Origin of the sequence: Flammeovirga sp. OC4 (assembly GCF_000812565.1) — a bacterium.
Taxonomy (GTDB): Bacteria; Bacteroidota; Bacteroidia; order Cytophagales; family Flammeovirgaceae; genus Flammeovirga.
Map to the genome: position 1 here is coordinate 40908 of NZ_JTAM01000023.1, position 15430 is coordinate 56337.

General features: G+C 32.4%; 7 protein-coding genes. 5 read left to right on the forward strand and 2 right to left on the reverse strand.

The annotated features are described in order from the left end of the window. Positions 1-10: 10 nt before the first annotated feature. On the reverse strand, positions 11-1810 hold the full coding sequence (locus PL77_RS14850) for a long-chain fatty acid--CoA ligase (protein WP_044206819.1): 1800 nt from the start codon (positions 1808-1810) through the stop codon (positions 11-13). Between the two features lie 223 nt (positions 1811-2033). Between PL77_RS14850 and PL77_RS14855 the strand changes: the two genes are divergently transcribed. The 5 genes from PL77_RS14855 (at position 2034) to PL77_RS30645 (ending at position 12204) form a co-directional block, all read left to right on the forward strand. Next, a complete protein-coding gene (locus tag PL77_RS14855) occupies positions 2034-2633 on the forward strand; it encodes an outer membrane beta-barrel protein (RefSeq protein WP_044206822.1) in 600 nt (199 codons plus the stop codon). Between the two features lie 13 nt (positions 2634-2646). Next, positions 2647-5127 (forward strand): M1 family aminopeptidase, encoded by a 2481-nt coding sequence (locus PL77_RS14860; RefSeq protein ID WP_082026548.1) that lies wholly within the window; start codon positions 2647-2649, stop codon positions 5125-5127. A 324-nt stretch (positions 5128-5451) separates the two neighbouring features. Next, positions 5452-8346, forward strand: a complete 2895-nt coding sequence (locus tag PL77_RS30640; RefSeq protein WP_052444442.1) for a T9SS type A sorting domain-containing protein — start codon at positions 5452-5454, stop codon at positions 8344-8346. Between the two features lies 1 nt (position 8347). Next, a complete protein-coding gene (locus PL77_RS14870) occupies positions 8348-11263 on the forward strand; it encodes a glycoside hydrolase family 2 TIM barrel-domain containing protein (RefSeq protein WP_052444443.1) in 2916 nt (971 codons plus the stop codon). Between the two features lie 380 nt (positions 11264-11643). Then, positions 11644-12204, forward strand: coding sequence for a hypothetical protein (locus PL77_RS30645; protein ID WP_156152375.1), 561 nt, complete (start codon positions 11644-11646; stop codon positions 12202-12204). Positions 12205-12453: 249 nt separating this feature from the next. Here PL77_RS30645 and PL77_RS14880 read toward each other — a convergent pair whose 3' ends face one another. Beyond that, positions 12454-15429, reverse strand: coding sequence for an efflux RND transporter permease subunit (locus PL77_RS14880; RefSeq protein ID WP_044206829.1), 2976 nt, complete (start codon positions 15427-15429; stop codon positions 12454-12456). Between the last annotated feature and the right edge of the window lies 1 nt (position 15430).

Sequence of the window (15430 nt, forward strand, 5' to 3'; positions counted from 1 at the left end):
GCATTGCAAATTACTTAGTGTACATTGCTGCAATTTCATTTTTATAATTTTCGTTGATTGTCTTTCTCTTCAATTTCAACGTTGGAGTCATTTCCCCTTTATCTTGAGAAAATTCTTTTGTAAGAAGCGTGAAGCGTTTCACTTTCTCGAAAGGAGCCAAATCATGTTGTTGAGCTTCTACTCTCTTTTCAATTAATTTCTGAATATCATGGTGATTTACTAATTCTTCTACTGAACCATATGAAATACCATTTTCTTGAGCGTACTCTTTTAAGTTTTCATAAGTTGGAACAATCAAAGCCGAAACGAAGTTTTTACCATCTGCAATGACAGCAATTTGCTCTACGAAGTGGTCTTTACCAATCTTACCTTCTACAACCTGTGGTGCGATGTACTTACCATTTGATGTTTTCATTAGTTCCTTAATTCTATCAGTGATCATCAAGTTACCATCTTCATCAAATTTACCAGCATCACCTGTTTTAAAGTATCCGTCTTCAGTAAATACCTTGGCAGTTTCTTCAGGTTTGTTATAGTAACCTTTCATTACTACATCACCTTTTACTAAGATCTCGTCGTTCTCACCAATTTTCACATCAACATTTGGCATTTTTGTACCAATTGTGTTTGGATTGAAAGCACGATCAATATACCATGCCGTTACAGTAGCTGCTGTCTCAGTAAGACCGTATCCTAATACTACAGGAATACCAATAGCATGGAAGAACTCACCAATTTCTGGATCCAATTTAGCTCCACCTGCTGGCATAAACTTAATGTTTCCACCCATCAATTTTTGGAATTTACTAAACACCAATTTGTTTGCAATCTTATGTTGGAATTTCAAAAATCCTGATGGTGTTTCATTATTTAGTTTATGGTGGAATACTGCTTTACCCACTCCGATAGCCCAGTGAAACAATTTCTGTCTTGAAGGAGCTGCTTTGGCTACTTTTTCGTGAATTGTTGAGTAGATTTTCTCATAAAAACGAGGAACAGCACACATCACATTTGGTTTTACTTCCACTAATGCCTCTTTGATCAGCTTCGTATCTTCCAAATAATTATTGACACCACCTTTATATAAAACATAAGTTGACCATGCTCTCTCGAATACGTGAGATAATGGAAGGAAACTTAAGTTGATATCTTTATCTGTAAATTCAATGAATTCATCATGAGCATCAAATTGCTTTCCGAAGTTATGATAATCCATCATTACACCTTTAGGTTCACCAGTAGTACCCGAAGTATAAATCAGCGTCATCAAATCAGTCAATGATGCATCCTCTACTCTTTTCAATAATTCAGCTTCTTGAGATTTTTCACCTTTTTCAATGAAATCATCCCAAAGAATACCCAATTTATGTCCTCTTCTATGAATACTAGGCTTCATTGCTACAATCCATTCTAATGATGGACATTCTTCCGCAATTTCAGCAGCGTTGTCGTATTGTTCTTGATCTCCAACAAAAAGTACTTTAATCTGAGCATCGTTAATAATGTACGCTGCTTGCTTTGATGTACTTGTAGCGTAAATCGATACACTTACAGCTCTAATTTGTTGAGATGCAAAATCTGCAATTGTCCAGTTCGGCATATTTTGAGCGTAAATACCTACTTTTTCCTGAACACCTACACCTGATGACAAAAGACTTAATGAGATTTTATCTATTTCTTCTGAAAAATCATTCCATGAGATACTTTCCCAAATTTGATCTGCAACACGAAATCTTACTGCATCTCTTTCTTTATACTTTGAAGCTTGTTGGCGAATTTTATGTACTAAATGTACTGTCTCTTTTGTCATGTGTGTGTTTGTATAAAATATAATTATTTAAGTAATGAATTCTAATCAATTCATCCGACACCTACCTAAACAAGCTTCGCTTAGGTTTTGTGACAAAAACAAGAAATAATATTCTGAATAAAATTAAATAGCATTATTTTAAGATAATTTATTGTTTTAGGAATATTTATTTTACCTTTGTCAAAACTATTTGCTGAATGCTTAAATAAGCCTAATTTTAAATATGAACCGTAAATTCTTAATTCTACTAACAATTGGGGTTTTGACTTTTTTCGCTAATTGCACAATTGCCCAAGAAAATAAATTTCTTTTTTCTTACAGCAATTCACAAGGTGTAAGTGATTTAAGATACCTCGAATTGAATGGATTCCAGTTGGAATGGCAATATCATTTCAAGAAAACACCTCTATCAGCAGGTCTTTCTGTAGGTTATCATTATTCAAAAGATAAGGAAATTGTAGAAATTCCCGTGCTTTATGGTGTTAACAATCAACAGATGACAAATGTTAAATCCGTTCCGATTTTAGCACATCTTAAATATTCCTTTTTTGAAAGTAAATATTTGAAACCTTATGTAGGAATTGGTTTTGGTATGTATCATCAATCACATGGTATTGTCATCAATACATTTGATTATCCAGGTAAGATTATTACCAAAGATTTTACAGATTGGCATTTTGGCTTTGCTCCTGAAGTAGGTATTACTACTGATCTTTTCCCCAACATAGGGGCTTTTATAAGTTTAAAATATAATTGTATCGGTAGTGATAATAAACATCTAAATTATAACAATGTATCATTTAACTTTGGGATTATTTTTTAACTAAAATGTTCAAATGAAAAAACTATACATTATTCTAGGCTTATTTTTAATGTTTTACTCATGTCAATCTCCAGAAGACTTACCCCTTAAATCAGGAGTTTCTCAACAACTAGCACAACAGCGATTCAATACCATTACAAATGTAGAATATGATTTACATCTTGTATTACCCGACTCTCCCATCAAAAGAATTCAATCTACATTACATTTAAGATTTAACGTTAACAGCAATTCTGAACCTATCGTTTTGGATTTCAGATCAGATTCTACACGAATTACAAACCTTATTGTCAATAATCAGCCCTCAAAGCATTATTATAAACAGGAACATATTATTATACCAACTGATCACCTGAAAAAAGGTGAAAATAGTATATCCTTTCATTTTATAGCCGGTGATCAATCACTTAACAGAAAAGAAAATTACATGTATACGCTTCTTGTTCCAGATAGGGCAAGAACGTTATTTCCATGTTTTGATCAGCCAGATATCAAAGCAAAGTATATCTTAAGTTTAGATATGCCCGAAAATTGGGATGCCATTGCTGGAGAGTATGGTGTAACAAAACCAACTGAGAAAGGACGAAAAGTCATCACTTTTGGTCAAACGGAACCCATCTCTAGTTATTTATTTTCATTTGTGGCTGGAGAATTTAAGCGTATCGAGAAATCAGTAGGTGGTAGAAAATATGCCATGCTTCATTTGGAAGAAGAGGATAAGATACAAGCTAACCAAGATCAGATTTTTGAATTGCATGCAAATGCAGTCCAATGGATGGAAAATTATACATCTATTCCTCTACCTTTTAACAAGCTGGACTTTGCATTAATCCCCCCATTTCAATATGGAGGAATGGAACATGTGGGTGCGATCCAATACCGAGCTTCTTCATTGATTTTAGATGAAAATGCCGGTCCTTCAGAAAAACTCCGTCGAGCTCAGCTTATTGCTCATGAAGTAGCCCATATGTGGTTCGGTGATTTGGTGACCATGAAATGGTTTGATGATGTGTGGTTAAAAGAAGTTTTTGCCAACTTTATCGCAGCAAAAGCAATTACCCCTTCTTACCCTGAAATTGATCACAATTTACAATTCTTCCTTTCTCATCAATACAGGGCCTATGAGATTGATAGAACTGCTGGTAATCACCCTATTCAGCAAAAACTTGAAAACCTTAATTTGGCAGGAACACTTTATGGAGCTATTATTTACTGTAAAGCTCCGGTTGTAATGGCTCAAATCGAATTATTAGTAGGTGAAGAAAACCTAAAAAAATCTTTACAGATTTATCTAGAAAAATATGCCTATAACAACGCGACTTTTGATGATTTAATTGAAGTCATTTCTACGACATCAAATGTAGACCTAAAAGATTGGGCAAATCTTTGGGTAAAAAATGAAGGAATGCCTCATTACATTCTTGAAAGAAAGAAGGATAAACTCTTTATCACTACTCAAGATTTTAAGAAATCTCAAAAGGTAGTCATTGGCGGTAATGAAGTTTTATTGGATCAAGAAAAAGTCAATTTAGAACTCCCTAAAGGAAGTTTCCCATTAGATCAGAGTGGAAAAAATTATGGTTACTTTGAGTTAAGTATTGGGTTGATTAATGAAATAAAAAATAACATCAAAGAATATTCGCCTTTAGAAAAAGCGATTGCCTATAGTACACTTTGGGAAAACTTTTTAAGAGACAACCTTTATTTAGACGGATACATCAACTTCATTTGGGAAAGAATGATTTTGGAAGAAAATCTGCTTCTAAAAAAACAGTTGTTAGGTCAATTCGATCAGTTATATTGGTATTATATTACTGAAACGGAACGAAAAAATATCAGTAAAGCATACTTTCATTTCCTTGAAAAACAAATTAAAGAAAGTAAAGAAAAAGCACTGCAGTCATTCTACTTTAATGTCATCAAGATCTTACAACATCAAGAGGAGCAATTCGACTACCTAAATACATTTTTAACTTCAAAGAATACGACTCCAACACTCAATGACAGAGAGAGAATTAATCTTTTAATGAAATTGCGTCTGGAAAATCGTCATCAATCCAATGTTGCTGTAGAGGCTGTAAAGTCTGCGTTAAGCTCTAATTATTATAAAGAGTATTTAGAGTTTATCTCCCCAGCCAGCAGCAATAATGAAATTGAAAAAGACGCCTTTTTTGAAGGATTAAAGGAAGTTGGAAATAGGTCTAATGAGCCTTGGGTTGAAAGTGCACTTCGCCTTTTAAATCATCCTTTGAATGCAAAACATTCATTAAAATACGTGAGACCAACATTAGAACTATTACCTGAAATTCAAAAAACCGGAGACATTTTCTTTCCTTATAATTATTTGAAAAGTACTATTGGGAAACGTAAAGAACAACAAACCATTGATTGGGTCAATAGCTATCTGGAGAAAAATAATATTGATATAAAACTTAAAAATAAGATTTTACAAAATTTGGATCCCGTGATTAGAAGACAATCAGTCGCCAACTAAAAAAGTAAAAGCCATAACCGTATAAACTAAAGGTTATGGCTTTTTCATTAACACTCTTAAAAGTCAAAATGTATATACCTTAATATTGGTTATTTTTAATCTAAAAAAATGATTACTGGTACTTTCATTCCATTTATACCCATAACCTAGAGCACCCTTAGCCCTAAATAATATAGACCTCTACTGGTGAAAATCTTTATTTTTAAACAGCCCAAGCCTCACAATTCAATAATTACCCCCTCAATTTCACTAAAATTATACCTTCCTTCCCCTCTGTGATCCTGTATATTTGGAATATGAATTATTACTAATTAGCAATCTAAGATGAAAAGATATTACAAACCTATATGCAAAGTTTTGGCATGTGTTTCGGTACTTCTGTGTGCACACGAAGCATCTGCTCAAACTGCAATCTCAGTTGACTTCCAAACACAGCGCTACTTAGAAAATGTATCAGAACTCGATCGAAATAAATTCTTCAATCTACATATGGTTGCCAACAAAGACCATACTGATGAAGACATGGAAGTAGTCAGTCAATGGGATATAACACAAGGCAGATCATTTTGGGGTGCTTTTGGCAGATATAAAGATTATATCACTAAAAACAATGTTTTTCCACAAGCATCGCAAGTAGAAAAAGAAGGTGTCAATAACATAAAATACGTCCAAGAGCAAAATTACTATAAACATATATCACGTCAGCTAGTCGTAACAGACCACCCTGCCGCAATGATCCATATGGATTTGGACACTAAGCAAGCTGGACAATTTGCTGCTCAATATTTCCAACATTTTTATGAGGATCATACTCGTCCTCACTTTTACGAACCGGTCAATGAACCTTTTGTTCATGCCGATGAATACCAGGAGAACGGTAAGTATACAGAAGCTGAAGTAAGAAGAAAAACTGCAGAATACTTTAAAGAAATCGGTAAAGCTTTTGATGAACAAGGAGTAGACACAAAAGTGATTGGCTATTCATCCGCCTGGCCTTCTATGGAATTATGGGACTTTGGTCATTGGGAAACCAGAATGAAGATGTTTATGGATGTAGCCGGCGATTATATGGACGGTTTCTCTACACACCTTTATGATGGAATCAATGTTACGGGTCAAGATACTGAAAGATCGGGCAGTAATGCAGATGCAATTCTAGATTTGATTGAAACCTACAGTTACATTAAATGGGATGAGATTAAACCCCACGCTATTACAGAATACGGTGGCATCTCTAGCGGATATGGTGACACCTACACTGATGTGGAGAGTATTCAAACGGTGCGCTCTATCAACCATATTATTTTTGGTTTGATGGACAGAGAAGACCGACTGATGATTTCTATTCCATTTATCACAGGCAAATCACCATGGCACTGGGGCTCAAACTTCGAACCTTATGGAGCGGATTTATGGCGTCCTGTAAAAGAGTCTATTGTAAATGGTAAACCTACAGAATTTTTACTCACAGCAAAAAAAGACTTCTTTAATCTTTGGGATAAAGTACAAGGTAAACGTGTTCGTTGTTCCTCTTCTAATCCTGATATTTTTGTTCAGGCATTTGTAGATGGAAAAACAGCATATATCTGCTTGAATAATATTGACACAGAAGATCAAGAGGTTGCTCTTCAATTTGTTTCATCAATGGGCGACTTCCAAAAAGTGAATAAAAGAAGTTTGAAGATTTATCAGAATGACGATCCCATTTACAAAGATGAAGACTTAGCAGAGGTCCCATCTAGTGTGACCATAGAACCACATGAAACAGTTGTACTTACATATACGCTTGACCGTGAGGTTACATTTAGTAAAAAAGCGGTTAGAAAGGAGTACTACTCTAAGACGTACATGCAAGAAATTGAAGCCAATAAAACCATGAAATTTGTTTTCAATGATGTTGCTGAACTTTCTAATGAAGGTGAAGCGAGATTGAGAATGGCCATTGGTAGAAAGCATGAAATGTCTAAAAAACCAATGGTAAAAATCAATGGAGTAAGTATCAATTCTTTGGAAAACTGGAAAGGATATGATCAAGCGGATAGAGAAGATTACTTTGGGGTAATTGAAATACCTGTCCCTTACCAATTACTAAAAGCAACAAATACTGTTGAGTTAAAATTCAATGATGACGGTGGTGCAGTGAGTTCGGTTATTCTTTCAGTCAACAGCATTCATAATCTAGGTAGTAGGTTCCCATTTAACGGCAGTAACTATCAATTACCTCAGAAAATTGAAGCGGAAGATTTTGATATTGGAGGTCAAGGTATAGGGTATCATTCATTAGATGATATCAACAATTCCAAACAATACCGTTTATCTGAAGGTGTCAATATTCAAAAGAATACTGAAAACTTTGAAATCGTTTTACAAGAAGGTGAATGGACTTCTTACAGTATTGAAGTGCCTGAAAATGCAACGTACACGCTTTCAATTGCTGGAAAAAGTACTACTGAAAATGCAAAAGTAGCCATCACATCCAACAATGAGATGTTGGGTGAAATGATCGAACTGAGTACTACCGAAAACCCAACGGTACAAACTACTGTAGAACTTTCAGCTGGAAAATATCCTATTCAGGTTCATACTGAAACTGGTACTGCAGTCATCGACTTTTTAGAGATCAATAACGGCCAAACTTTGTCAGATGCTATCGCATTTGCTTCCAATCCAACTGAAATCAAAATGGGAGAAGTGAACACCTTTGACTTAGAATATACAGCTTCAGCAGATAGAGATATTCTTGTTGAATTATGGGGAGATGCTTTCCTACTTGGTCAGGCTAAAGTGAAAGTAATGAAAGGCACTGATAATGTCAGTGTAGACTTGAATGTTTTTGCAGAGCCATTAAACTACGAAAATGTAGAAGTTGTAGCGAAGGTGGTAAAATCAAATAGCCTTACAAGTCTTGCAGAAGTTGTTATCACTGAATTTGAATTTGATCCGGTGCTTTCCATTGGTGATGAATTAACAGAAGAAGAAAATATCACTGTTTTCCCTAACCCTACTCAAAGTCAACAATTGATGGGAATTAAAGGAAATAGTAAAATTTATAAAATCGAGGTCTTGGATACGAAAGGAAAATTGATGGATCATTTTGACTATGCAATTCCAAGCACTCAAGTAAACTTCAAACTAACAAACCACTACTCTAAGGGGATTTATCTGATTAGAGTGCATGGTGAAAAAGAAAATTTCATTAAGAAAATTCTAATACAATAAAATGAAAACAAACAACCCCCTAGGATTTTTCAGAGGGATGCTACTAATCGGTAGCATTCTTTTCTGTTCTAACCTTTTTGCACAAACAACTATTGAGCTTCAGCAAGCTAGAGTAAAGTTGGACATTAATGAGCAGTGGTCTTTTTATAGAGGTGAAAAAGATGAGAAAGTGGTCACTGCTACATCTTTTGACGATTCTAAATGGGAAAAAGTCAACGTTCCTCATAGTATGAAACTGTCTTCCAATGAATTGGACAATAGTACAGACTCTTCATTCCAGGAGACATTCCATCGTTATATTGGATGGTATAGAAAACAACTGAAAGTAGAAGCTAATGCAAGTCAAAAAGTATTTTTAGAATTTGAAGGTGCACATCAACATACTAAACTTTGGGTCAATGGAAAGTATGTAGGAGAAGATATGGTAAGTGGCTTCACTCCTTTTCATTTTGATGTAACGGATTTTGTGCATAAGGATGGAAAACCTAATACCATTGTACTCAGCGTTGACAATAGATTAAATCCTAATATCCCACCCGATGGTGATCGTAGAGATTATATCTTATTTAGTGGATTATACAGAGATGTATATTTAGTGGTAAAAAATCCTTTGAATATCACATTCAATTGGGAAGATAAATATGCAGGTATTTTTATCACTACACCGACGGTATCTAAAAATAATGCAACTGTTAATATCAGATCTACTGTTAGAAATGAGCAAAATACTGCCGTTTCTGCAAAAGTAGAACAAAGAATTATTGATAAGGATGGCTATGTTATCGCTAAAGCAATAGAGCAACATACTATTTCTGCAAACAGTGATCATACTTTCCAACAAACGACGGGTATTACTGAAAACCTTCATTTATGGTCAATCGATGATCCCTATTTATATAGAGTACAAACATTAGTTTACCAAGATAATCAGTTGATGGATATGGTTGAAAATCCATTGGGAGTAAGAAAGTTTGAATTTATTGATGGAAAAGGTTTCGTATTGAATGGTACACCTGTTGAATTAATCGGTGTCAATAAGCATCAGCAATATCCATTTGTAGGGGATGCAGTCGCGAATAGTTTACATCGCAAAGATGCAGAGCAATTAAAAGAAACAGGATATAATGTAGTACGTTTAGCACACTACCCTCATGACAACTCATTTATTGAAGCGTGTGACGAGTTAGGTATTTTATTGATTGAAGAAGCACCTTCATGGATTCATTTTGTAGAAGGCGAATGGTTTGATAATTTAGAATTAGCCACTCGAATTATGATTCGTAATCATAGAAACAATCCTTCTATTTTAATGTGGAGTGGTGGATTGAACCATAGAGGTCCAGTAGAAAGGTTACATTACGCATGTAAAGAAGAAGATCCTACAAGAATGACAGGCTCAAATGGTGCACCTTGGACAGGTCCAGTTCATTCGGGTATTTGTGATATCTATACACCAATGGATTATCAAAATATGCCTGTTACAGAAAATGATTTCTCTTTCTTATGTGAGCATGGTTCTTCTTATGATGCTTTGAAAAACCAATTTGAAGTATCAAAATCAAAAGCGTCTGCTAACCGTTTTGGAGTAGCATTATGGACTGCACATGACTATTTCTCTTTCCAAAAAGATTGGGGAATGCAACCAAGAAGACCTTTCTCTTTTTATAGAGTACCAAACCCAGTCAACTTCTGGTATAAATCAGAGATGACAACAACACCAATGGTTTACATCGGTGATGAAAGAGCAAGTAGAGACAATAAGGTAGTAGTATTTAGTAACTGTGACGAAGTAGAACTTTACAATAACGGTAAATTAGTCGCGAAACAAAAGCCAGATGACGACCCTAACAGAAGTCACTGTAATTCTCCTTCTTACACTTTCCTTTTGAATGAAGAAAAAGGTGATTTGTATGCTAAAGGACTAATAAGAGGTGTTGAGGTTGCAGATTTCACACTGAACAAATACGGTAAAGCCTATCAATTAAAATTAGAAATTGAAGAACAAAATACTCCTATCCTTGCAAGTGGTTCAGACATGAGAATGGTTAGAGCATATATCTTGGATAAAAATGGAAATCATGTTGTAAATAATGAATCTATGGTTTCTTTCAAGATTGAAGGGGAAGGTATTTTAGTAGGAGACGCTGAAATTGGTGCTAATCCAAACAAAGCCTATTGGGGTACAGCTTCTATCGTTTTAAGGTCAACTTTAAAAGAAGGTGCTTTTAAGATCACTGCAAAAGCAAAAGGCTTAAAACCTGCAACAATTGAAAGTAAAACAGTCGCTTACAACAAAGATATCCGTCAACAACGAATCAAAGATGCATTAAACTATCCTATTGTAAAAGTGGATATGGGTGCTGATGATCAACTGTTACAATTTGGATGGAACCGTTGGGATGGTACTTCAAAATCGTCTTATACTCTAAAAGACTACAATAATGCGGAGGTATTAGTAAGTGCTAAAAACGGTAAGTTGGAGTGGAATACTGCTTTTGGTTTACTGGGTAATCAACCTTACTTAGCCATGGATGCGGTGAAAGTAAAAGGTGATGATCAATTGGATGTGACTTTCAAAAACTTACCTAAAGGAACTTACGAAATTGTTACATATCATCATTCAATTAAGGTTTTAGCAAGAGTAAAAGGAACTGCAATTTTGGAGAAAAAATTAAATACTTATCAAATTGTAGCCAACGACAGTAAAGGTAAAAGAACCGTTGTAAACGCTATTGAACCCACAAGCGGTACCAAACTTGGTAACCTCTACCCTGCCAAGGCAAAATTTGTGATTTTTGCTGATGGTAACGGTGATGTAAAATTGACTTTGCAGAATCATGCTCAAGATGTTCCTATTGTCTTAAATGGTTTTGAATTAAGACAAATCAAAGCGAACACTTCAGAAAAAGAATTATAAGAAAAATAGTAATAATATTTCATTTCATAAAATGTGTTTCCCTCCTGGACTTTTAGATCAGGAGGGATTTTTTATTCCTTTGAAGTGCATATAACTGTTGTTCGTTTTTGGGTAGATATGTTGAAATTTGGATTTAGCTTGTGGGGCTTGGATTTTTTTATGATAAATTGGAACCTTAAAAAATTGATCAGTTCTAAGTCCTAAGGAACACCTAAAACTTGATAATCAGAACAGTGGAATCTCATCTTAGAGTGAAATGTTTTCATTAATTAATAATAGCATTTTTTCGTTATCAATTATTCACATTCTCCAGTGGTGGCATTTCTTTAGATAATAGTCTAAGGAGTGTTTTTTAAGTTGAACATAATTCTTTTTTAATCATGAAAAAATTAATAATATTAATTTTAATGTCATTTATTTATTGTCAAGTAAATGCACAAATACAGAGTGATACCACTAAGGTTCATAATGCACATTACAGAATTAATATTATAAATCCTTCATTTGGTATTGAAAAGTTTATAGCTAATACAAAACTCTCTTTATCAGCAGAAATTGGTTATGGAATAAATGCTAGTGAATTTCAACTTGATAATACATTTGAAATGTATAAAAATCAAGCAAGTCTATTTTTAGATGTTCAATTAAAGCATCACTATAACCGTAATGTAAAAAGGAATATTAGCCATTTCGTTTCATTTAGATCTTTAAATGAAGCAAATTTTAATGTACCAAAACATTATATCTCTATAGATAATCAAAATGATACTTATACGAAGTATACATTTGGTATTGGCCCAACTTGGGGAATCCAGAAAGTAGTAAATAATGTTTTTTATATGATGTTTGATATAGGTCCAATGGTATTTTTTGATGTAGATGGTTATTACAGGTGGACTCCTGTTAATTTACAGATAAACATTGGTTTTAACATTAAATAAAATTTTTAAAATCCTTAGGTCATTTCTTGGCTTAAGGATTTTTTTATGGCACTTTGTATATATTTCATCATCCTTGTAAATTCGAGTGTCAACAAAGAAGTCTATTTCCTCTTGTTTGAAATTATCTATGTTTGTATTTAAATCTTAGGTTTTAATATTTAAATGTCTCAAACAAACCTCGATTGACCTCTAATACTGCATGTTAATAAAATTCTATGTCCGATTTTTGTATTTTTAGTAACAGGGGTGTTAATACCTTAACATTTTTAGACAAATTGGTATCATTATTACTACTCCAAGTATAGAACTTATTAACCCACTTATTGTACCTATTGCTAATGAATACCAAAAATTATCTTCGTATAAAAGAAAAGGTATCATTCCGACAATAGTAGAAATAATTGTCAGCAAAATTGGTTTAAATTTAATGAGTAGAGAAACGAAAGTTTTATTTCTAGAATTTATGCCTTTGAGATTATTAAAAGCATCTATAATATAAATTGATGAGTTAACACTAATTCCCCCTAAAAGAATTAAAGATGCAAAACCTCCTTCATCAAACTTGAAATTAAAATTAGTGAACACAAAAAATACACCTATGAATGAGATTGGAATTATAGAAATTATGATTAGTGGCTGGTAAAAAGATTCAAATAAAATAGCACAAAACATATAGATTATAACCACAATTAAAACTATAAATATTTTTTGGTGATAAGAGAGTTTTGAATACTCTTCTTTCTCAAAAGTCAATGAATAGCCTATAGGTAAATTTGCATTAATATTTTCTACGATTTGAGTCAGTTTACTTACAGCTATTTTATATTTACTTTTATAAGATAGACTGATATTTCTTATATAATTTCTATTACTCTTTTTTATCTTATTTTCTGTAGTCTCTTTTTTAAGTTTGATAATTGATTTTAAAGGATAATTATTGAAATTTAGTTGCGATAATTGATATGTTGTAAAAGCCTCAGCATCCTTATTTTCAAATGAATAATCAAAATATTCATTATCTATCAATATTGAATTATAATGCAGAAGAGGTGAGTATTTTTGTATTTCATTAAACACTTCATATGAATTAAAATGTTCGTTAATTGATATTTTCAATTTCTCTTTTTTCGTTGAATTATCCCACCAATTTCCAGAAGAAAACATATTCAATTTATATATTTTCTTATTCTTGGTTAGTATATTTTCTATAGAATCAGAAATTGTATTGAGATCATTCAGATTGAATCCTTTCAAAGAAAAATAAAATGTAAGTGGAATGATATTATTATTATTCGTAAAACTTTTTCCAAATCCATAAATATCAAAGTTGGTTTGCTTGTTCAATTTTGAGTAGCTAATAACTTCTTGTTTGATCATAAATGGAACACTTTCAGCAATATTCTTACTAAAAGTCAATTCAACTTTAGATTGTTCTAGATCTATGTTGGTTTTTACCTTTTCAATAGAAGATTGATGACTATGTAATAGGTTTTCTAATCTTCTTGTTACAGAATCTAAGGTAGTTAAAGTAGTACCAAATGGAGGAGTCATAACGATCACAAGCTTATCTTGCAAGTCATTATCAACAGTACTGATTTTTTCTTTCTTTAGAAAAGCAGTAATCAAACCTCCAAATAGTTTTTCTACTTTCGATATCTCATGAGATGTAAAAATTGTATTCTTTGCTATTTCATTCTTGTAGGGAATTTTGAAATTGGGAATACCAAAAGTGAATATCAGAATAAGAAAAAGGTAGACTTTCTTTTTATAGAGGAAATCAATACCATGTTGAAAATAGTATTTTAAAACAACAGATTGTCTTTTTGACTTAAGGGGTGTCTTAACTTTTTTGATCTTCAATAATTGAGAAAAATAGGGAATAAAGAAGCAAGAAACTATTAATGAAATCAAAAGGTTAAGGCTTATGATAATTGAAAAATCTTCAATTCCTTTTCTTTCTTCTTCGGGTAAAAGTAAAACAAATAACAATGTAATGATTGTTGTTAATGAAGTAATAAATAATACAAAATTTACTTTTTCATTTTTCTGTTCTAATGAATTAATTGAAATTATAAAGTTATCAATGATAAAGCCTATTGAAATTGATATACCTACAATGGTATAAATATTAATATCAATCTGAAATATATTTACTAGTAATAATAATACTGCACTATTTACAATTAAAGAAGTCATCAATATTATGATCACTTTCACCTTTTGATAAACTAACCAAGAAAAGAGAAAGAGGATGACTATAGCTAGACTTGATCTTTTCAATAGTTTATCAATTTCTTTTTTTATCAACTTCGATGAATCACTTTCAATAACTAATTTGATATTATATTGGCTTCTTAATGTTTCTAACTTTTTTCGAACAGCATCAGAGACTTCTATTTCATTTGCTTTTTTCTGAGTATAAATATTTAGATAGATCGTATTTTCACCATTGATTCTAAATAAATGATCTAATCTTTTCTGTTCTAAATTAATTGACGATACATCTCCTAATCGAATAATCTGATAACCTTTTCTATAAATTTCTAAAGCTGCCAAGTCTTTTATACGAGATAAATTATGCCCAACATTTACTTTATAGATAGAAGCCTCATAATTCACTTTTCCTAAGTGATCATTTTTAAAATTAGAAGAAATTTTATTTTTTATATCCTTTAAACTTAAACCATATTGATCTAATAAATCTTTATGATATTTAATGACATATACACTATCCCTTTCCCCTTGAATTTCAATCTTATTGATTCCTTTTAATTTTGATATTTCCTCTTTAATTTCTTCAGCATAATTAGGTTTATTAAGACTAATAGAAAGTAATTCATTTTGTATAAAGTTAGGGTTGTAACGGCTAATTGTTGGGTAGGAACAATGTTTAGGAAGTAAATGATACACTTGTCTAATCATCATCATTACTTCAAATTTCTTTTGAACTTTGTTCGCATTAACATCAAATTCTAATTCAACTTCACCTGAATTGTAATATGAAAAGGAATTAATATTTTTAAGTTCATTAATTTGAGAAAAGGCTCCTTCAAGAATAGAAATAACATCTTCCTCCATTTGTCTTGGAGACGTATTATCCATATTTACAGTAACCCTTATTTTATTATCTTCCTTTTTAGGTTTGTAATTTATCGTAAGATAAGGTAATGAAGCAAAACCTAGTATACTCAATATAAATGTTATAAGTAAAATTCTAAACCCCATA